The following is a 21,152-nucleotide window of genomic DNA, read 5'->3' as shown; positions in this document are numbered from 1 at the left end:
AACATATAGGTGAAATTTAATTAAGAGGTGAGCTTTTATGGCAGGCGATATGAACGGAGGCGGAACAAGTAATAGCCCAGGTAAAACTGCTTATTATAATGAGAGCAAAAGTATGGATTTTAGCATAAAAGCTCAGGAAGAACCTATTAGCAGTAATTTAAACGAAAACCTAAGCAAGCTGAAGCAAATATTCTGCTTTCCTATAAATATTGATTTTTCCGTGCGTGAGATTTACATAAAGGCTTTAAAAAGAAAGGGTGTGCTCTTGTTTCTTCAGGGAGTAACAGATATACATTCCTTGGAAAAACATATAATAACGCCATTAATGCGAGAAGTTATAACTGAACCTACTGGGGAAGACATAATTTCATCCTTGACTAGCAGAGTTCTTACTGGGAAGGGAGTCAGAAGGCTAAATAATTATAAAGCCATTGTACAAGAAATAATTAATGGAAATACTGCTTTGTTTATTCAGGGAGTTGATACTGCAATTATTTTATCAACAGTAGGCTATGAACATCGAGCTATTGAAAAGCCCGTAGCTGAAAATGCCTTAAAAGGCCCCAAAGAAGGCTTCGTAGAGTCTGAACAAACCAACAGATCCTTAATTAGAAAATACCTAAGAAATGAAAAATTGGTGACTGAGAGTATAGAAATTGGAGTCAAAAGCAGCAGCAAGGTTTTTATGATGTACATAGCAGACGTAGCTAATGAAGATTTAATTAAAAACGTAAAAAAGAGACTGCAAGAAATAGAAGCTGAGCAGGTGGAGACTGCTTCAATTTTAGAACAGTACATCGAGGATAGACCATATTCTTTGGTTCCTACTGTATTAACTACGGAAAGGCCGGACAGGGTTGCTTCTTTTTTGTCAGAAGGTCATGTTACCTTAATTCTCGATGGGTCCCCAGCTGCACTGATAGTCCCTATAACCTTTTGGTCGCTTTTTCATAATCCTGAAGATGTATATCAGAGGTGGGCATATGGGAATTTTATGAGAATTATAAGGCTCATTTGCTGTTTTATAGCATTGCTTACACCAGGTCTATATATAGCTGTAACAAGCTTTCACGTAGACATGATTCCCACTGATTTGGTTTTAGCTATAGCTTCCAGTAGAGAAAGATTACCTTTTCCAGCCTTTATAGAGGTGATATTAATGGAGATAGCCTTTGAAATACTGAGAGAAGCAGGAATTAGAATACCAACCCCTATAGGACCTACAATAGGCATAGTAGGTGCATTAATACTTGGTCAGGCGGCGGTTGAAGCAAACGTTGTAAGTCCCATTCTTGTAATAATTGTTGCAGTAACAGGGTTGGCATCCTTTGCTATACCAGAAATTAGTTTAAGCTTTTTAATAAGAATTTCAAAATTTATGTTTCTTATTGCAGGTACTCTTATAGGCTTCTTTGGAATAGCTGCATTGTTTACTATTTGTATTGCATATTTGTCCAATGTACAGTCCTTTGGTGTATATTTTATGTCTCCTTTTACACCGAACTATAAGTCCTCAAAAGATTTTGTCATAAGGCCGCCAATATGGAAACAATGGATTCGTCCTATGAATTTGAATCCCAAACGTGAAGTAAGAAGGAAAAGGCCTAAAAGGAGTTGATGAAAGTAGTGCAAATAAATGAGAGTAAGGCTGGTATAAAAGAATACACTGCCCTATTGATGATTTCTCTTGGAATAAAAGCTACAGATTCTACTCCGGTACTGTTATTTAAATTAGCAATGAATTCAGGATGGGCAATACCTGTAGTTTCTTCTGTAATAACTTTTATATCCTTAGTTTGCATGTTAGCACTTCTAAAAAAATATAAGGATAAGAACATAATTCAGATAATGTATGAGATGCTTGGAAAATATATTGGATTAATTATTGGAATGTACTTTGTGATATATGCCTTATTATTGAGTGCCGTTAATATAAGGCAATATAGTGATATAATGACAACCATATACTTTGCAAGAACGCCGCTAACTGCAGTAGTACTTATTTTGACAGCTAGCAGCTGTATAGTTGCAAGATTTGGTTTTGAAGCTATCTGCCGAGTATCCTGGATGGCACTGCCCTGGATATTAGCTATCGTTGTTGCTTTTTTGGTACTTATCTATAACTTGATTAAAATAGACTATTTATTTCCTATAGGAGGGGCGGGGATAAAGCCATTGATAAAAGGAGGGGTCATGTACAGCGGGCTTTTTTCTGAGGTTATTATTTTCGCTGTAATTTTCCCAAAGGTAAAAAGCTATAAGATATATAAAGTCTCAAGCTTCATTGGACTACTTTATGGAGTTGTGGTTGTAACTGTAATGAGCGCAATGTACTTAATGGTTTTAGATTATCCCCCAATTATTATTAATGCTACTCCTTTTCATACTGTGGCAAGACTTATTTATGGAGGACGATTTATAAGTAATCTTGAAGCCTTCTTTTTCTTGTTTTGGATTATAGCAAGTATCATTAGATTTAGCATGTATTCTTTTGTTACTGCAGAAATATTTTCTATGACAATAAGGCATAATGAGTCTAAACCTTTGGTAATTCCCATTTCTGCGCTTATAATGCTAATAGCATTAATGCCTAAAAACTTTGTTCAAAATGTTTTTATAGTTAGAGTACTTTCATTGAATACAATGTGGGCTGTTATCTATGCACTTCCAATTATCTTACTGATTCTATCTGGAAGAAAAGGGGGCCGCAGAGAATGAAGCTGAAGAAAATAAGCTTGTACATGGCTTTAATACTGTGTTTTCCAATGCTTGCAGGTTGTTGGGATAAGACGGAGCTTGAAGACATAGGATATGTAGCAGCTATTGGAATAGATAAGGGGGCTGAAAGGAATGTAAGGATTACCTTTCAGATAACCAATCCTAAAGTTATAGGGGGAGGCAGGTCTGGAGGAGGACAAAACGATACAAAAGCTGAAGTTATTGCACTAGAAGCGCCTAGCCTTGCTACTGCTAGAGATCTTCTAACAGTAACTGCAACAAGAAGAATATCGCTAGCGCATGCTAAAGTTATAGTAGTAGGTGAGAAATTTGCTAGAGATGAAAGCTTTTTCAGGCACATTGAATCCTCTCTTCGTGATAAGGAAATGAGAAGAATAATGACTTTAATAGTATCAAAAGAAACTGCTGAAGAATTTATAAAAAATAATGATCCTCTACTTGAGGATAGAATGCAAAAGTATTATGAATTTATGTCGAGAAGATGGAAGGATACTGGTTATGTACCTCCATTTGCAAATTTGAATAGATTTATGGAGAGAACAGAGGTAGGTCAGAGTTTGTTTTTAGCTGTTTATGCCTCTTCAAAGGAACGCACTCCTAGAAGGGGAGCTGATGAGGGTGCATATTTGCCTGGACAGCTTGATAGAGCTGGTGGAAGCCCTGCTGAATTGGTTGGTTCTGCTGTTTTTAAAAATGGAAAAATGATAGGAGTTCTGGATGGAAATGAAACAAGACTTGTATCTATGATGAGACAGGAGCCTGAAACAAAGAGTTTTGTTACAAGCTTTGTTGATCCTTTAGACAATAAATATAGAATAGATACTAGAATATTTAGATTGAAAAGATCCAAGATTGAACTTGATATACAAGGTGATAATACAACAATATATGTAAATGTACCCTTAACAATGGATGTAGTAGGAATACCTAGTTTTATTAATTATGCAGAGGATAAAGAAAAGCAGAAGTTTCTTGAAGACTATCTCGAAAAATACATGGCAAAGATATCTGTCAGGCTTATAGAAAAAACACAGCAGGAGTTTGGCGGTGATCCTTTTCAATGGGAGCTAGCTGCAAGAAGAAAGTTTTTTACCCAGGAAGAGTATAAGAAATATAGCTGGGCAAAGCATTATCCTGAAGCAAAAGTTAATATAAGCTATGATATAACGATAAGTAGCTTTGGAAAACAGCTAAATCCACCTGAGGATCCATCTAAAATGGAAAAGGAAATTGACAAGGGACAGAAGATGGAGGAAAAAGGAGAATAAAGTTATGACGCTGTTTATTTTTTTAGGTTATTTATTGATAGCTTTTAACACTATAAGGTATGCATCGAAGGTTTGGCGACAGGGAAACAGATTAGCTGGCCTCTCTATTGCAGTGTTATCCTTAGGTTTAGCCATATTACCGACTCGTGTACTGTTTAAGTAGTATTTTAGCTAAAATATTAATTAGTCAATTTATCAGTTGATTTATTAGCTGATTATAAAAAACATTGTTAAAAAAACTACTATAATTGAGAAATTTTGTGATTAGTGCTACAATTATGAAATAGATAATCAAACGATTTAAAATCTTTTTAATTGTTTGAAAGGTATAACAAACTATGTCTATATAGTTCAGGAGCTTATATAAAATATGAGCGCCTGGACTATAAATATTTTAAATCATTTTAAGTGAGAAGACAGGGGGAGACATTATGATTTCTATTAATTTTTTACTGGACATTGCAATTATACTTTTATCCACAAAGGCACTCGGACTTATTACCAAGAAAGTTCACATGCCTCAGGTTGTAGGGGCGCTGCTAGCGGGAATAATTTTTGGTCCTGCAATGCTTAACTTAGTGCATGAAACAGAATTTATATCCAATTTGTCTGAGCTTGGTGTAATCGTTCTTATGTTTGCAGCGGGTATAGAGACTGACATTAAGGAATTGAAAAAATGTGGAAAAGCATCTTTTATAATTGCATTAATCGGTGTTATTGTACCTTTGCTTGGAGGGTATATAGTTGCTTCTGTTTATACAGGAGACTGGGGAATAAGCAACTTAGCATCACCGGCATTTTTAAGAAATGTGTTTATTGGAGTAATATTAACTGCAACCTCAGTAAGTATTACTGTTGAAACCTTGCAGGAATTAGGCAAGCTAAAAACATCCTCAGGTACTGCAATAATGGGTGCAGCAGTAATTGATGATATAATGGGAATAGTTATATTAACAATTATAACTGGTACTGCAGATTCAAATGTTAATTTGGCAGTAGTACTTTTAAAGATAGCGGCTTTCTTTGTTTTTGCGGGTATATGCGGTTTCATATTCTACAAAGCTTTTAACTGGCTATGCATTACTCAAGGACAAAAGAGACGAATACCTATAATGGCCTTTGTTTTCTGCCTTCTTTTAGCCTTTATTTCTGAAGAATGGTTTGGAGTTGCTGACATAACTGGTGCTTATGCTGCCGGAATAGTACTTGCAAATACTATCCACTCCAAATATATAAGTCAAAAGTTCGAGGTGGTCTCCTATATGCTGCTGTCACCAATATTCTTTGCAGCTGTTGGACTTAAGATTACAGTAACCTCCATGGATAAAAATATGATTATTTTCACCGGAGTGCTTCTTTTAGTTGCTGTCCTTACGAAGGTTATAGGCTGCGGACTTGGAGCAAAGATGTGTGGCTATTCTAAGGATGAATCTTTAAAGATAGGAATAGGAATGATTTCAAGAGGTGAGGTTGCCCTTATAGTTGCAAACAAGGGGGCAAGCGTAGGACTTATGGAGGATAAATTCTTTGCGCCTATAATTTTAATTGTAATTATAACAACCCTTGTGACTCCTATATTATTAAAAATTGTTTATTCGAAAAAGAATTATAAGCACAATGAGCCAACGGGCATAGCAATATAGGAAGAAAAGAAGATATCTTGATATCAAGATAAGAAGATAAGAAGATAAGAAGATAAGAAGATAAAAATTTAACTTTTTAGATGTAAAAAATTTATAAGGTTATGATGAAAAAAATTGACAATTTAGAACGGCTGTAATAAAATAATAGCAAACAAACAATTGGGGACATCACCTTTAGGTGTGTCGCCGCACATATAAAAGCTTTGACGAGGAAAAGTACTTAATAATAGAACTCACAGAGAGCGGGCACAGAAAATAACTTCTTCATATTATGATATTTGCTAGAAGTTGATTTTCTGATGGTGAGAGCCTGCAGGGAAGTTTTAAGGAAAATCACCTCTGAGCTGAAAGCTGAAGATTAGTAAGTGCATCCGTATTCCTGCGTTAAAGGATAGAACGTATAGGCGTTTGAACATTAGGTGGTACAGCGAACTTAACTTCGTCCTTTTGGGATGAAGTTTTTTTATTTTTATGGCAATAATTAAGATAGCAATGTGAAAGGAGTCGATTTAATGTATAAGAAGGTAGACTCTTCTAGAAGCTTTGTAGATATGGAAAAAGATATACTTAAGCTTTGGGAAGAAAGAGACGTAATAAAAAAGAACTTCGATATGAATCAAGACGGCGAGTATTTTACTTTTTATGATGGACCTCCAACAGCAAATGGAAAGCCTCATATAGGTCACGTTATAACTAGAGTTATGAAGGATCTTATACCAAGATACAGAGTTATGAAAGGCAATAAGGTTTTAAGAAAAGCTGGTTGGGATACTCATGGTCTTCCAGTTGAGCTTGAGGTTGAGAAGTCCCTTGGAATTTCAGGAAAGCCTCAAATAGAAGAATATGGAGTAGAAGACTTTGTTAAGAAGTGCAAGGACAGCGTATTTACCTATGTAGAGCAGTGGAGAGACATGACAGAAAGAGTTGGCTACTGGGTAGATATGGAGGAGCCTTATGTAACTTACCACGATAACTACATTGAATCAGAGTGGTGGGCGCTTAAGCAAATGTGGGATAAAGGACTTATCTATAAAGGTCATAAAATAGTTCCATACTGTCCACGCTGCGGAACTGCACTATCTTCACACGAGGTTGCACAGGGCTATAAGGATGTTAAAGATGCATCTGTATATGCTAAATTCAAGGTTAAAAATGAAAATAAATATATATTAGCTTGGACAACAACTCCATGGACACTTCCATCTAATGTAGCTTTAGCTATAAACAGAGCTTATGATTATGTTGAAGTTGTTAATAACGGAGATAACTTAATACTTGCAAAGCAGCTTTTAAATAAGCTTGAGGGCGAGTATGAAATAGTTAGAGAGTTCAAGGGTTCAGAGCTTGAAGGAGTAGAATACGAGCAGCTGTTTAAGTTTTCAACTCCAGAAAAGAAAGCTTTCTATGTAGTTCATGCTGACTATGTTACTTTAACTGATGGTACTGGTGTAGTTCATACTGCTCCTGCTTATGGTGAAGAGGATGCCATAACTGGAAGAAAATATGATCTTCCAATGTTAAATTTAGTTGATGCTGAAGGTAAGTTTATACCAGAAGTTGAACCATGGGCTGGATTATTTGTTAAGAAGGCTGACCCTAAAATAATAGAGCATTTAAAAGAAACAGGAAATCTTTATAAGTCAGAAGGCTTTACACACTCCTATCCATTCTGCTGGAGATGTGATACTCACTTATTGTATTACCCAAGAGAATCCTGGTTCATAAAGATGTCTTCCTTAAGAGACAAATTACTTGAAAATAACAACAAGATAAACTGGCTTCCAGACAACGTTAGAACAGGAAGAATGGGGAACTTTTTAGAAAATGTTATAGACTGGGGTATATCAAGAGAAAGATACTGGGGTACTCCACTTCCAATCTGGGAATGTGAATGCGGCCACAGAGAAATGATAGGCAGCAAGGAAGAGCTTAGAGCTAAGGGCAAGAATGTACCTGAAAATATAGAGCTTCACAAACCTTATATTGATAATGTTCATTTGGATTGTCCACACTGCCATGCAGAAATGAAGAGAGTACCAGACGTTATAGACTGCTGGTTTGATTCAGGCTCAATGCCGTTTGCACAGCATCACTATCCATTTGAAAACAAGGAAGTGTTTGAAGCAAACTTCCCAGCACAGTTTATATCAGAGGCTGTTGACCAAACAAGAGGATGGTTCTATACACTTCTTGCTATATCAACTGCAATCTTTGATACAAACCCATTTGAAAACTGCGTAGTTCTAGGACACGTACTTGATAAGAGCGGACTTAAGATGAGTAAGCACAAGGGCAATGTATTAAGCCCATGGGTAGCTTTAGACAACGAAGGTGCTGATGCTACAAGATGGTATTTCTATACTGCAAGTGCTCCATGGCTTCCATCAAGGTTCTATGAAGAAGCAGTTATAGAAGCACAAAGAAAGTTCATAAGCACATTTTGGAATGTTTACTCCTTCTATGTGCTTTATGCTGAAATAGATCAGTTTGACCCAACTAAGTATGAGGATTTTGTTAGCGGTAATGTGATGGATAAGTGGGTAATGTCTAAGCTTAACACTTTAGTTAAGACTGTAGACGACCATCTTGGAAACTACAGAATAACTCAAGCTGCACTAGAAATAGAGTCCTTTGTTGATGAATTATCCAACTGGTATGTTAGAAGAAACAGAGCTAGATATTGGACTGAGGAGTTAACAGACGACAAGGTTGGAGCATATGTAACCTTATACAGAGTTCTTAAAACTTTAAGCTTAGTAGCTGCTCCATTTGTACCATTCATAACTGAAGAAATCTATCAAAACCTTGTAGTAAGCTTAGATAAAAATGCACCAGAGAGCATACATTTATGCCATTGGCCATTAGTTCAGGAAGAGCTTATAGATAAGGATCTTGAAGCTGAAATGGATTTAGCTTACAGAGTAGTTAAGCTTGGAAGAAGCGCTAGAAATTCTGCTAATATAAAGAACAGACAGCCGCTTTCACAAATGCTTATAAGCACAAAGGTACTTCCAGAGTACTATGAAGACATCATAAAGGATGAGCTTAATATTAAGGAGCTTGTGCTAGGTGCTGATTTATCCAAGTATGTTAACTTTGAAATAAAGCCTAACCTTCCTGTGCTAGGAAAGGCTTTTGGAAAGCTTATACCTGGAATAAGAAAAGAGCTTGGCTTAAGAAATCAGATGGAATTAGCTCAGACAGTTCAAAATGGTGGAACTGTAACTATAAATGTTCAAGGAACTGATATAGAGCTTAACAGCGAGAACTTGCTGGTAACTATGCAGGGACTTGAAGGCTATGCATTCGCCGGAGAGGGGCAAATAGGTGTTGTACTTGATACTCATATAACAGATGAGCTTAAAGAAGAAGGTCATGTTAGAGAAATAATAAGCAAAATCCAAAACATGAGAAAAGAAAGCGGTTTTGAAGTTGCTGACAAGATAATTCTTTATGTGGCTGGAAACGAAATGCTTGAAGCTGTAGTTGAGAAGTTTGAGGCTCATATAATGAGAGAAACTCTTGCTATAGAAGTAGTTTATAATGCTTCAAAAGAATACAGCGAAGCAAATATAAACGGTGAAAAGTTAAATTTAGCTGTTGAAGTAGTTAGATAATGAAAAAGCTGAGGAGAAATCCTTAGCTTTTTTTTATTTAAAATATATTTGTTTTTGCATTAGTAATATTTGCCTCCAGCCCTAATATAATAGAAATAATTATAGGGTTATGGGGGTACCCACTAATGCGTAAAAAACTTATTTCGGTGGTTGTCTTGACCATGCTGCTGTCTGTAGCCGATTGCAGCAAGAACATAGCAGTTCAAGGGTTGACTCTAGTTAATAAGTCGGATGCTCAGGTCAGTGAAGCTAAAGAAAGCATGCCTAACCTGAATAGTATTGCTCAGGAAATTAATGAAATTAATTCTGAACAAATAATTGAAGAAAAGCAAGAAGAGAAAACAATAACTATAGCTTCTGTAGGAGATATTATGATGCATGATGCACAAATCAAGTCGGGAGCTCTTAGTAATGGAAATTATGATTACAGTAGGATGTTTAAAAGCATTAAACCATATATTGAAAAAGCAGATTTTGCTCTAGGAAATTTGGAAACGACTTTTTCAGGTAAGGAAAAAAGCTATACTGGGTATCCACAATTTAATTCTCCTGAAATATTGGCACAAAATATTAGAGATGCGGGCTTTGATTTAGTAACAACAGCTAATAATCATAGTCTGGACAGAAGATTTTACGGCATAGAAAAAACTATAGAAAATCTTGATAAAGCGGGGCTTTTACATACAGGTACCTTTAAGACAAAGGAAGACAGTCAGGGAATTTTAATTGAAGATATCAAGGGTATTAAGGTAGCATTTTTAGCCTATACCTATGGAACCAATGGCATAACAGTTCCGGAAAAATTTGCAGTTAACTTAATAGATAGAAGTAAAATGCTTGAAGAAATAAAAAAGGCAAAATATTTGAAGGCTGATATAGTAATAGCAAGTGTGCATTTTGGAATCGAATATGTTACAAAGCAAAACAAAACTCAGGAAGACATAGTGAATTTTTTATTTAACAGCGGAGTAGATATTGTATTAGGAAGTCATCCTCATGTGCTTCAGCCAGCTGTTATGAAAAGTGTAAAAGATATATACGGTATAGAAAAGGATAGATTTGTAATTTATTCTCAAGGAAACATATTAGCTAATATGCCTGAAAGATATAAGGATAGCGGAGTTATCCTGAATTTGGAGATAAAGAAGAATTGTAATGGTACAGTAATTGAAAAGGTAGAATATATTCCCACTGTCGTAGATGCTTATTATAATTCAGAAGCAAAAAAAACTACCTTTGAAATCTTACCTATTTTTAGTCAAGAGGATTATTCAAAACATATTCAAAATGCCGTTATAAGGCAATCTTTTAAGGATTCTACAGCAATTTTACAATCCACCAATCCTAAGATAGCATTAAAAACAAAAGAATAATTCTTAATGTTAATTAAAAGCTTAAAAAGGCAATAGGAGAAAATGTATCAGTTTGGTTTACTAAAGACTATTGAAATAATATTTTGTCAGAAGTTTAAAGGCAAAAGTGCTTAGCACTTTTGCCTTTAGCCAAGAGCAACATCCAAAAACATCATTACAGCAAAGCCAAGCATAGTTCCAAGGGTTGCTATATCGGTATTCTTATCAAGTTGAGATTCTGGAATGAGCTCCTCAACTACAACAAATATCATAGCTCCAGCAGCAAAGGAAAGTGCATAGGGAAGTATGGATTTTGCAACTGTAACTAATAGGGCACCAAGCACGCCAGCTATAGGTTCTACCATACCGGAAAACTGACCGAAAACAAAACTTTTTGCTCTTGAATAGCCTTCTCTTCTAAGAGGAAGGGATACAGAGGCACCTTCAGGAAAATTTTGAAGTCCTATTCCTATGGCAAGTGCAATAGCTCCTGAAAGAGAAGCAGATGGAAGACCAGCGTTAAGTGCTCCAAAAGCTACACCTACAGCTAACCCCTCAGGGATATTATGCAGGGTTATAGCTAGTACTAAAAGCACACTTCTTTGCCAGCTTGTTTTTATGCCTTCAGCTTCTTCCTTTGGAAAACCTACGTGAAGATGTGGAAGAACCTTATCAATTAACCTAAGAAATATTCCACCAGCCATGAACCCTGTCACCGCAGGAAGCCAAGTAATACCTCCTGAGCTTTCAGTCATTTCAATAGCAGGAGACAGAAGAGACCAAAAGCTTGCTGCAATCATAACTCCTGCAGCAAAACCCATCATTGCATCCAATACTTTTTTGTTTACAGTTTTAAAGAAAAATACCAGTGCTGCACCTACAGCTGTTACTCCCCAAGTAAATAAGGTGGCAATCAAAGCCTGAGTAATGTGATTTAAATTAGAAAACCATTCAAACATTATTGATTACAAAACCTCCCGTATAATTGATTTAAGCTAACATAAAATTATAACTAAGCACATAGACTAGTAAATGAAGGCGTTCATGCAGATTTACCAGCTATGGTATTATATGAAACAGAGTTTGTCCTAGGTTACAAAATATAAAAGCAAGAAAATACAAAGTATTGGAAATTATTTAAATATAGGAGATATAATAATTTTATGTTATAATCTTATAGGGTTTTAAGTTGAGTTTCACAATTAAAACCTTATAGATGATATTATTTATAAAATAAACATTACAACTAGGGAGATGGTTTGGGATGTATAGTTCAGATGTAGAAAATGTAGTTCACTACGCTGAAAAAAAAGCGAAGGTTGTAAAAAATGATACAGCTGGTTATTTAACAGCTGCAGCTTTAGCTGGAATGTTTGTAGGTATTTCTTTTATATTTATTTTTATTGTTGGTGCATATCTCCATGCAGCAAATTCGCCAGCATATAAGATAGTTATGGGAATTTCCTTTCCAATAGCTTTAAGCCTTGTTATGGTTGCAGGCTCAGAGCTGTTTACAGGAACAAACATGGTCATGATGATTGGTGCTTTAGAAAAGAAGACAAGCTGGCTGGATGCTCTTAAGGTTTGGGCAGCAAGCTGGATAGGAAATTTTATAGGTTCCATAGTTACTGTTGGATTATTTTTAGCAACTGGTATTTTAAAGGGCGATTTCAGCAAATTTATCATTGAAGGGGCTCATGGCAAGGTTAGTCCAACCTCACTTCAAATTTTTGCAAGAGGAATACTTTGTAATATATTAGTTTGCTTGGGCGTTTGGTGTTTTTACAAGCTAAAGGATGAGACTGCTAAGCTTATTATGATATTTTGGTGTATATTTGCTTTCATAACCTCAGGTTTTGAGCATAGTGTTGCAAACATGACTCTTTTACCGCTAGCAGCAATACTTTCTCATGGAGTAGAGGTAACAGTTGGGGCAGTAGTTCACAATTTAATATTTGCTACTTTGGGAAATATAGTTGGGGGAGCAGTATTTGTAGGACTTCCTTATTGGTTTATATCAAAGCAAAAAAAGAATGCAGTAGCTTATAAAAATAATTCAGAAAATGTATAGTAAACGTGACTAAAAGAGAAACCTATATGTAAGGGTTTCTCTAATTTTTTTTTCTACATACAACGCGAAAGTTCTAATACATTAGTGTAAGAACTTTATTGCATTGCATATACATAAAGAATTATGAAATATAGTATATATTAACTTGTAAAACAACCATTTTATAAGTATAATTATGGAATAAGAATAATTAATAGGAGTTGATATTGTGGCGGCCTCAATTAAGGATGTTGCGAAGGAAGCAGGAGTATCTATTGCCACTGTTTCTAGAGTTTTAAATGATGTAGATGTTGTTAATGAAGAGACTAAGAAAAAAGTTCAAGAAGCTATAAAAAAGTTAGGCTATAGACCTAATATTGTTGCAAGAAGTTTAAAGACTCAAAAGAGTAGAACAATCGGAATAATAATACCTGACATATCAAACCAGTTTTATCCTGAAATAGTTAGAGGAGCAGAGGATGTTTCTAATATTTATAACTACAATATTATGCTCTGCAATACTGACCTTGATCCGGACAAGGAAATGGAATATCTTAGAGTTTTAAAGGAAAAGATGGTTGATGGAGTTATCTATATGAGTAATTCCTTGGAGCCAGCTATAATTGATTTGGTAAAAAGCTTAGAGATGCCAGTAGTTTTAGTTGAGACTACAGATAGGGCAAATACTTTCCCAAGCGTTACTATTGATAATGAAAAGGGAGCTTTAGATGCAACTGAATTCCTTATAAAGAATGGTAATAAGAGAATTGGCTATGTAGGAACACATGAGGACGTAGTTAATGCTGCTGCATATAGGTTTCAGGGCTATAAAGCTGCTCTTGAGAAGCATAATATGGAATTTGATAAGAACATATGTTACTTTAGCGGCTTGAAGGCTAATGATGGCTATGAAGGAATAAAAGAGATTGTAAAGAAGGCAGATATAGATGCTGTTTTCTGTGCAAGCGATGAGATAGCCATGGGAGTAATAAATGGACTTAGAGAAGAAGGCAAAAGAGTTCCTGAAGATGTAGAGGTTATGGGCTTTAATGATATATACAGCGCATCAATCTTTTATCCAAAGCTAACTACAGTTGTACAGCCAATGTATGATATGGGTTCAGTTGGGATGAGAATGCTTATTAAGATAATAAATGGGGCTGAACTGGTTCAACATCATTTCGTACTGCCTCATGAAGTTGTAAAAAGAGATTCCTGCAAAAAGTAATATGATAATATCCTCCGAATGATACGGAGGATATTTTTTTGTAACCTTTTTTATGGAAAATCATATTATGCATTAGGACAAGTGGTCCTATAGATTACTTATAACTAGAAAGGAGGAAACAGAGGATGGATGGCTATAATTTTTTTGCCGAATTAGCAAATAATATTGGAGAGGTAGTTACAATATTTACTACAAGTGGTGGAGAATCAGGAAGAGGGTTTACTGGAGTTCTTACATTGGTATGTCCAGATTTTGTGAGACTGGTTACACAAATAGGTCCTGGACCAGGCTGCGCGTTAGGAAACTGCTGCGATAATTTATTAGATGTATCAGATTTTGAGGACAACATGATGGAAGATCAGAGGGGAAATCAAGGAAGAGCCAGCTGCAGACCTGATAATTTAGGGTCTATAGTTGATATTCCAATAGACAAGATAGCATCTTTTGTACACAATGCTGTAGGAAATTAAAACCCATAAGTCATAATTTAAAGGACTGCCTTTTAAAGACAGTCCTAGATTATTTTTTTGCTTGTTCCATGGCACGTTTTACAGCAAGCCTCCAATTTAAGAACATATCCTTATTATTTGTTGGCAGGCTTATATCGTAGCTTTGTTTCTTAATGACCTCATTAACTAAAATTCCTATGTCTGACATTATGTCATCCTTTAATATTTCCCTTCTCAAATCAGTTATTTTTATATTGCAGCTTTCTGTTCTTATTAGCTCTTTTCCTGAAGCATCTACTCTTTGATAAATTACATCAGTTATTTTACCATCGTTAATGGTTATGGTAGCAATTTCTTTTCCGTAGTCTTTTAAATCACCCTCGCCAATATAAGTTCCATCCTTGTAAAAATATGAATTTACCAAGCCTTGATTCGAGCCTTTTATAGAGTATGGGTTAATTGAGTTGGATTTAATTAAATCACTGGATTTAACAGCTGTGCAGCTGCTAAATAAAAAGAGCTGAATTGTTAGTATTAGAAAAATATAAGGTTTATTCATATAAATGCCACCAATCACTTAAGACTTTATATAGTATATAATGCAAAAGTTCTAATACACTATCAGTGTCCCAAAAACCCTTGAAACCTGGATATTTTGTGACATTGCTAGTGTAAGAACTTTATTGCATTATATATTATTATTTTTGGTATTTTTATGGATATATATTCAGCTAATAGCAAGTACAACAAATTTATTTTTTTAAAAAAATTTTGTAGCACATTTTATAAAGTCGTCATAGTATGTAGCAGGACAAGACGTCCTGACATATCTGCATAATGAGAAAGGAGGAAACACAGGATGCCAAACGGAAATTTCTTAAATAATCTTTCAAGATACATTGGTCAAACAGTTACTATCTTTACAACAAGCGGAGGACAATCAGGCAGCGGCTTTACAGGTGTTCTAGCAATGGTTAATCCAAGCTTTGTAAGACTTATAACTCAAATAGGACCAGCACCAGGTTGCGCACTTGGAAGTTGCTGTGATCCAAACTTTGGGATTCAAGGTAATAATAGCCCAGGTGGACAGGGAAGAGCCTCATGTCAAGTAAACAACCTAGGTTCAGTAGTAGATATCCCTGTAGACAGAATAGCTTCCTTCGTTCACAACGCTGTAGGCGGAAGCTGGTAACTAATTTAATTTAGCAATTTGGCATCACCCTCACAGGTGGTGCCTTAATTATATGCAAAAGCAAAGTAACACTTTTGAACTTTCACTCATATTATGAACTAGCTAAATATTGCGAGAGGGGAAACCTTAGTGTTTAGAAGAAATATAAATATATTTAATATAAGGACTAAAAAAAAGAAGCTGTATGTTAAACAAGGCTGTAATTATGAATTGGGAATCAAAAAAGCTTCCAAAGTCTATTTAAGCGACGACAGCTTTATTCAAAGCCTTATAAAATACATAGGGCAAACAATAACTATATATACTGTCAGCGGCGGAGAGTCTGGCTCAGGTTTTACAGGAGTACTTCTTGACGTGAAAAAAGATTATATTAAGATATTGTCTAAGCTTGCTTCAGCTCCAGAAATATATGCTGATAATAGCAGTTCAATGGTAGATGAAGCAGGAGTAAGCCTTGGAACAATAACTGATATTCCATTAAATAAAATTGCAGCTTTCGTGCACAACACAATATAAAAAAGTTTTAAAAGCTGTAACCATTTTTCGTTGGAAACATAATATATACTAGGACAAACAGTCCTGACAAATAATCTTAAATATAAGAAAGGAGGAAACTTAGGATGGCAAACGGATATAGCTTAGTAAATAGCTTAGCAAGAAACATTGGTCAAACAGTTACAATTTTCACAACAAGCGGAGGTGAATCTGGAAGAGGATTCACAGGAGTACTAGCTAGCGTTAACTGCAACTTTGTAAGGCTTATAACTCAGATAGGACCAGCACCAGGCTGCGCACTTGGAAATTGCTGTGACCCATGCTTTGGTATTCAAGGCAACAACAGCCCAGGCGGACAAGGAAGAGCTTCATGCCAAGTAAACAACTTAGGATCCATAGTTGATATTCCAATAGACAGAATTGCAGCATTCGTTCAAAACGCTGTAGGAAGCGGCTGGTAAAAAGACATAAGATAGAAGTTTAATACTTTGGAAATAATGGCCCCTATCCAAATAGATAGGGGCTTTCCTATTTTATATATATTCAATTTCAACTTCTTTTCCTAAGCTTTTCATTGCTTGGATTAGTAGTTCAACAACTCTCACTTTAATACTTAATTCATAAGGAAAATCTGGGTTTTGGTGAGCAGGATTTATTGCTTTCCCTACCAACAGCCTCAAATGAGTACAGTTTTCTATAAGAAGCCGTGCTAGCCTGGACGCACCGTCCTTGCCATCTAGGTTTAAGGATATTTTATCATCAAGGGAGCTGTTTATATAGGTATTCATTTTCTCAACTGCTTTACTAAGGGTTAACACACCTTCTGTTACTAAATCTATTCCTTTTATCTTGGCAGTTGGGGGTACTGAAGGGTCATAATACTCCAAATCAACAGTGATTTTTTCATTAAGCTCTCGTGCAGCTATATTAGCAGCTGTACCGCCGCAGACTACCTTTATGCCGGTATTTTTTATAAGCTTTTGTATGACAAGCTTATCATTTTCAGTTTTTTTAGGCGGACCAGTGAATATAGTAACTATTTCAGGCTGCCTTATAGTAACTGAAACAACTGTAGTGTCATCTCCAGGTTTTCCTGCATAAAGCTTTTGACAGGTTTGAATTAAGTCTTTTGAAATATTTGCAGAACAGCTTTCAACTGGTGCAAGCGCCTCAAGATAATCTGCAACATTATTCCATTGCCAGCCAAGATTCAAGATAGCACCAACCCCTGCGTGAATTGCTCCATCACTAACAACAGTAAGTACATCATTTACCTCAAGCTTAAAGTGACTTTCTGTTATATGCTTATCTTCTATAGTAATTTCCTTTTTTTCTGGAACGGTAATAATTCCATCCTTTATTAAAAAATAAGCAGGATTATCATACTCAATAGCATGGACATTACCATCATTTAAAATTTTTATTATTGTAAAAGTGCAGTAAGCCAGCTGTCTTACGCTGCAAACAGGCAGAGTATGAGCTATTGTATCTACTGTTTCATAAATACTAAGACCTTCCTTAAGCATTGTTCCTGCAATTTTGGAGGTTAAGGTTGCAAGTATATTTGCCTTAACACCGCTGCCAAGGCCGTCGGCCATAACTATGATTACTCCTTCAGAAGTTTTTATAACTTCAACCTTATCTCCACAAAGTTCTTCTCCATTTTTATTTAAGCTGTTATATGCTACGTCTATAAAATAACTCATTTCCCACCACTCATTTCTCCAAGTGCTATAGCTTTAAGCTTTGTTAAGATAACTTTTGTCTCTGCGGTAGTTTCTCCAAGCAGACTTGCTATCTCCTGTGCAACTCTCATTTGCTTTTCGATAACTGCTTGAGCGGCATCTAAGGTTTTTTCTTTAACTATAGCCAGTTCACCCTTGCTTTTTTCCTGCATTGTTATATCGTTTATGATAACCAAAAACATACCGTGATTTTCTAAATATATTATATTTTCAAGGACAACAAGGTCAAGTTCAGGAATAGTAACTCTATTTCCTACTATGTTTTCTTTTGAGTCTTTAACCTTGTAAAAGTTGCTGTCATCCATCAACAGGCATATATGTTTGTTTTTAATATCTTCGTACTTAACTTTAAACATACTTTCAGAGGCTGGATTAAAATCTTTCACAAGCAAATCTTCATCTAAGGTAAAAATAGCATTTGGTGAGGTTTCAAAGACAACATTTGTTATACTTTCTGCTTTGTTTCTAATATAGTGAATACACATATTCAGTTCAGCCATTCCGTCTAGTACAGCTTGAGCTTTTTCACGACAAGTATTATAACCGCATACCCCGCAGTTAAGCTCATCAGAAGGTGTATACTTGCCAAGCTTGTGAAGAATTTGAGTTATCTTCTCTTCATCTATAACGCTTGGCTCTAAGCTTTTATCTTTAAATTCTTTAGTAAAATTGATTGATGCTATGCTCTCAAGGTTACAAGGAGCTGCATTTTCCATGTTTTCCTTTAAATATTTATTTATGCTTCTTTTTCTTGAAAAGAAATCAATTTCGTCTTTAGGCATAGCAGGGCCATTTATACAGCCGCCTCTACAGGCTAGGGCTTCAACTATAACATTGTCAATGTCGCCTTTTTCCATAGCATTAAAAAGCTGAACGCACCTGTCCATTCCATCTACAGTTATATTTTCATAATGGCTCAGTTTGTCGCTTTTAAATTCTAAGCTCAGCTTGCCTGGAACCGGAAATAAACGCCCAGTTAAAGTTCCATTTTTATCAAAAGACGTAGGCGTAACATTATTTAAATCTATTTTCCTTTCTTCAAGCAGCTTATGAAGTTCATCGAAGGTTAAAACAGCATCAATAATACCTAAATTGCCCTTATCTACGCTTTCGAATTTTTTAGCAGTACAAGGACCAACAAAGGTTACAAAGCAATCAGGGTATTCATTTTTTAAAACCTTTCCGTGAGCAAGCATAGGAGAATCAACAGGTATTAAATAATCTACCAAAGTTGGATAGTAGGTTTCTATTAAATAATTAACAGAAGGGCAGCTTGTTGTTATAAAATTTTTCTTTTCTGTGCTGTTCATGTACTCATTATAAAGATTAGTGACTATTTGAGCACCTAAAGCAACTTCCTCAACTCGATCAAAGCCAAGTTTTTTTAATGCTGATACAAGCTGACCAGGAGCTTCCATACTGAAGGCACCAGCAAAGGAAGGAGCAACTATAGCAATAGTAGTTTTACCCGTAAGAATTGCATTTTTTATTTTGAATAAATCTGATTTTATCTGCCTTGCATTTTGGGGACAAACCACTAGGCATTGGCCGCAGGCTACACACCTGTCTTCAACTATTTTGGCTTGGTCATTTTTTATTCTAATTGCTTTAACAGGGCAGGAACGAAGGCATTTATAGCAGCTTCTGCAATTTGCTTTGGAAAAATTGATAAGTTCCATTTTAAACCCCCTCATATTTTTTACTTCAAAAATTTGTTAACGATAATTCTAATATACTATATTGTTAAAAAATTATCTAGTACAAGAATAGCAAATTGGTATGATATAATACTTATAGTTAATGTCAGAATTGGTGGTGAAACATTGGGTGAGTGGCTTTTTAAAGAAGATGACTATAGTCCTCAGGAGGATAAGGACAAGTTTGTTGATAAGAGTATATTTTCAATATTAAAGGTGCTTTCTAAAATTAAGAAAGAAGACTCGAAGATTAAGGCTAAAGGCTTTTATAAATTAAGCCCAATCCTAAAGCTTCCGTTTACTATTGCAGTGATAGTTTTTGTTTCGTTATCTAGAAGTAAATTATTTTTAGGTTTAGTTTGCGTTTTTACTTTACTTAGTCTGCTTTTATTAAAGAAAGAGGACTATAAAAGGATATTTTTAACTGTAACAATATTTTCACTATTTACAGCTGTAATGCTTATGCCTTCTATACTTATGGGAAATTTAGAAAATAGTGTGCTAATGATAATAAAAGTTTTTACTACAATAGTTTTAGCTAATATTCTTTCTTACAGTACAAGATGGAATGAGCTCTCCAAGGCTCTAAAGCTGTTTTTCATTCCTGATATATTCATACTTGTGCTGGAGCTTACTTTAAGATACATATATATTTTGGGAGAAGAAGCAGCAGAAATGCTACAAGCACTTAAACTAAAGTCTGTTGGAAAAAATGATAAAAAGTATGGTTCACTTTCAGCAATAGCTGGAAATCTATTTTTAAAATCTAAGGATATGGGTGAGGAACTATACTCTGCTATGGAATGCAGAGGGTTTACGGGGGAATATGGCACAGGTTTAAGAATAAAGGTTGGAATTGGCGATATGATTTATATAGCTTATAATGCCGTCCTTATCACAGCGTATTTTTTTATTTAGACTGCCAGTATTAGATATGAGAGGATAGTATTATGATAAATTTAAGCAATGTGAACTTCAATTATAAAGAGATTCATGCTCTAAAAGATATAAATTTAAGGATACAAAAGGGAGAGGCCGTGGCTTTGATTGGTCCTAACGGCAGCGGAAAGTCTACCTTTTTAAAGCTTATAAATGGTATTGTTTTTCCTATGCAGGGGGTCTACAGCTTTGAAGGAAAAGAGATTAATGAAAATACACTGCAGGATAGCAAGTTTTCTAAGCTTTTTCATAAGAAAATAGGCTTTGTTTTTCAAAATTCGGAGACGCAGCTATTCTGTTCCACAGTTTATGAAGAAATAGCTTTTGGACCAAGACAAATGGGCCTAAAGGAGCAGGAGATCGACTTAAGAGTTAATGACTGTCTCAAGCTTTTAAATATTGAGGAGCTTAAGGATAGAACACCATATAATTTAAGTGGCGGCGAAAAGAAAAGGGTTGCAATAGCTAGTGTACTTTCTCTTAATCCTGAGGTTTTGGTTTTAGATGAGCCTATGAATGGTTTGGATCCTAAGACAAAACGATTTTTAAGAGAGCTTCTTTTAAAGTTAAATGCTGCAGGAAAAACATTAATTTGCTCAACACATGATTTTGAATATGTTGAAGGTGTTTTCAAGCGTGCCATTGTATTTTCTAAAGAGCACAGTGTTATAAGAGATGAAGACTATAAAGCTGTAATAAATGACGAAGAATTTTTAACAGCTAACAATATAAAGTAAA

19 protein-coding genes and 1 other annotated feature are annotated in these 21,152 nt (G+C 35.3%); of the genes, 15 read left to right on the top strand and 4 right to left on the bottom strand.

Translation table 11 applies throughout. From position 1 onward, the window contains the following. The first annotated feature begins 37 nt into the window (after nt 1-37). The 7 genes from NBE98_RS21625 (at nt 38) to NBE98_RS21595 (ending at nt 10,640) form a co-directional block, all read left to right on the top strand. Nucleotides 38-1,618: a spore germination protein gene (locus NBE98_RS21625; protein ID WP_250817151.1), complete on the top strand. Its 1,581-nt coding sequence runs from the start codon at nt 38-40 to the stop codon at nt 1,616-1,618. Next, nucleotides 1,618-2,718: a GerAB/ArcD/ProY family transporter gene (locus NBE98_RS21620; protein ID WP_250817149.1), complete on the top strand. Its 1,101-nt coding sequence runs from the start codon at nt 1,618-1,620 to the stop codon at nt 2,716-2,718. The genes NBE98_RS21625 and NBE98_RS21620 overlap by 1 nt, the downstream gene beginning before the upstream one ends. Continuing rightward, nucleotides 2,715-4,007 carry a Ger(x)C family spore germination protein gene (locus NBE98_RS21615; protein WP_250817147.1) on the top strand — a complete coding sequence of 431 codons (1,293 nt, stop codon included), beginning with the start codon at nt 2,715-2,717 and terminating at the stop codon, nt 4,005-4,007. The genes NBE98_RS21620 and NBE98_RS21615 overlap by 4 nt, the downstream gene beginning before the upstream one ends. A 4-nt stretch (nt 4,008-4,011) precedes the next feature. After that, nucleotides 4,012-4,170, top strand: a complete 159-nt coding sequence (locus NBE98_RS21610) for a hypothetical protein (RefSeq protein WP_250817146.1) — start codon at nt 4,012-4,014, stop codon at nt 4,168-4,170. A gap of 268 nt (nt 4,171-4,438) precedes the next feature. After that, nucleotides 4,439-5,650: a cation:proton antiporter gene (locus tag NBE98_RS21605; protein WP_250817145.1), complete on the top strand. Its 1,212-nt coding sequence runs from the start codon at nt 4,439-4,441 to the stop codon at nt 5,648-5,650. 194 nt (nt 5,651-5,844) lie between these two features. Further along, nucleotides 5,845-6,100, top strand: a binding site (T-box leader). Between the two features lie 62 nt (nt 6,101-6,162). Beyond that, on the top strand, nt 6,163-9,267 hold the full coding sequence (gene ileS / locus NBE98_RS21600) for an isoleucine--tRNA ligase (RefSeq protein ID WP_250817144.1): 3,105 nt from the start codon (nt 6,163-6,165) through the stop codon (nt 9,265-9,267). A 125-nt stretch (nt 9,268-9,392) separates the two neighbouring features. Continuing rightward, complete coding sequence (locus NBE98_RS21595; RefSeq protein ID WP_250817142.1) at nt 9,393-10,640, top strand: CapA family protein; 1,248 nt, start codon at nt 9,393-9,395, stop codon at nt 10,638-10,640. 125 nt (nt 10,641-10,765) lie between these two features. On the opposite strand, the gene NBE98_RS21590 is transcribed toward NBE98_RS21595, so the two are convergent. After that, a complete protein-coding gene (locus NBE98_RS21590; protein ID WP_250817140.1) occupies nt 10,766-11,578 on the bottom strand; it encodes a ZIP family metal transporter in 813 nt (270 codons plus the stop codon). A gap of 305 nt (nt 11,579-11,883) precedes the next feature. Between NBE98_RS21590 and NBE98_RS21585 the strand changes: the two genes are divergently transcribed. The 3 genes from NBE98_RS21585 (at nt 11,884) to NBE98_RS21575 (ending at nt 14,367) form a co-directional block, all read left to right on the top strand. Further along, nucleotides 11,884-12,690, top strand: a complete 807-nt coding sequence (locus NBE98_RS21585; RefSeq protein WP_250817138.1) for a formate/nitrite transporter family protein — start codon at nt 11,884-11,886, stop codon at nt 12,688-12,690. Between the two features lie 208 nt (nt 12,691-12,898). After that, a complete protein-coding gene (locus NBE98_RS21580) occupies nt 12,899-13,897 on the top strand; it encodes a LacI family DNA-binding transcriptional regulator (RefSeq protein WP_250817136.1) in 999 nt (332 codons plus the stop codon). Between the two features lie 125 nt (nt 13,898-14,022). Further along, entirely contained in the window at nt 14,023-14,367 is a 345-nt protein-coding gene (locus NBE98_RS21575) for a hypothetical protein (protein WP_250817134.1), read from the top strand. Between the two features lie 49 nt (nt 14,368-14,416). On the opposite strand, the gene NBE98_RS21570 is transcribed toward NBE98_RS21575, so the two are convergent. Next, nucleotides 14,417-14,905, bottom strand: coding sequence for a hypothetical protein (locus tag NBE98_RS21570; RefSeq protein WP_250817132.1), 489 nt, complete (start codon nt 14,903-14,905; stop codon nt 14,417-14,419). Between the two features lie 300 nt (nt 14,906-15,205). Here NBE98_RS21570 and NBE98_RS21565 point away from each other — a divergent pair, with 300 nt between their 5' ends. From NBE98_RS21565 to NBE98_RS21555, 3 genes are all read left to right on the top strand, one after another. Next, a complete protein-coding gene (locus tag NBE98_RS21565) occupies nt 15,206-15,538 on the top strand; it encodes a hypothetical protein (protein ID WP_250817130.1) in 333 nt (110 codons plus the stop codon). 216 nt (nt 15,539-15,754) lie between these two features. Then, entirely contained in the window at nt 15,755-16,054 is a 300-nt protein-coding gene (locus NBE98_RS21560) for a hypothetical protein (RefSeq protein ID WP_432432691.1), read from the top strand. Between the two features lie 104 nt (nt 16,055-16,158). Further along, nucleotides 16,159-16,494: a hypothetical protein gene (locus NBE98_RS21555; protein WP_250817126.1), complete on the top strand. Its 336-nt coding sequence runs from the start codon at nt 16,159-16,161 to the stop codon at nt 16,492-16,494. A 72-nt stretch (nt 16,495-16,566) separates the two neighbouring features. On the opposite strand, the gene NBE98_RS21550 is transcribed toward NBE98_RS21555, so the two are convergent. Both NBE98_RS21550 and NBE98_RS21545 read right to left on the bottom strand, forming a co-directional pair. Next, the gene (locus tag NBE98_RS21550; RefSeq protein WP_250817124.1) at nt 16,567-17,739 is read right to left on the bottom strand and encodes a SpoIIE family protein phosphatase; all 1,173 of its coding nucleotides are present in this window, start codon (nt 17,737-17,739) and stop codon (nt 16,567-16,569) included. Next, nucleotides 17,736-19,457, bottom strand: coding sequence for a [Fe-Fe] hydrogenase large subunit C-terminal domain-containing protein (locus NBE98_RS21545; protein WP_250817122.1), 1,722 nt, complete (start codon nt 19,455-19,457; stop codon nt 17,736-17,738). The genes NBE98_RS21550 and NBE98_RS21545 overlap by 4 nt, the downstream gene beginning before the upstream one ends. A gap of 144 nt (nt 19,458-19,601) precedes the next feature. Here NBE98_RS21545 and NBE98_RS21540 point away from each other — a divergent pair, with 144 nt between their 5' ends. Together NBE98_RS21540 and NBE98_RS21535 are read left to right on the top strand one after the other, a co-directional pair. Beyond that, nucleotides 19,602-20,393: an energy-coupling factor transporter transmembrane component T family protein gene (locus NBE98_RS21540; protein ID WP_250817120.1), complete on the top strand. Its 792-nt coding sequence runs from the start codon at nt 19,602-19,604 to the stop codon at nt 20,391-20,393. Between the two features lie 32 nt (nt 20,394-20,425). Further along, nucleotides 20,426-21,151, top strand: coding sequence for an energy-coupling factor ABC transporter ATP-binding protein (locus tag NBE98_RS21535; protein WP_250817118.1), 726 nt, complete (start codon nt 20,426-20,428; stop codon nt 21,149-21,151). The last annotated feature ends 1 nt before the right edge of the window (nt 21,152 follow it).

The sequence above is a fragment of the Clostridium swellfunianum genome, assembly GCF_023656515.1.
GTDB classification, from domain to species: domain Bacteria; phylum Bacillota; class Clostridia; order Clostridiales; family Clostridiaceae; genus Clostridium_AT; species Clostridium_AT swellfunianum.
Note: the sequence above shows the minus strand (reverse complement) of the source record. Positions and strands in the feature narration are given on the sequence as shown.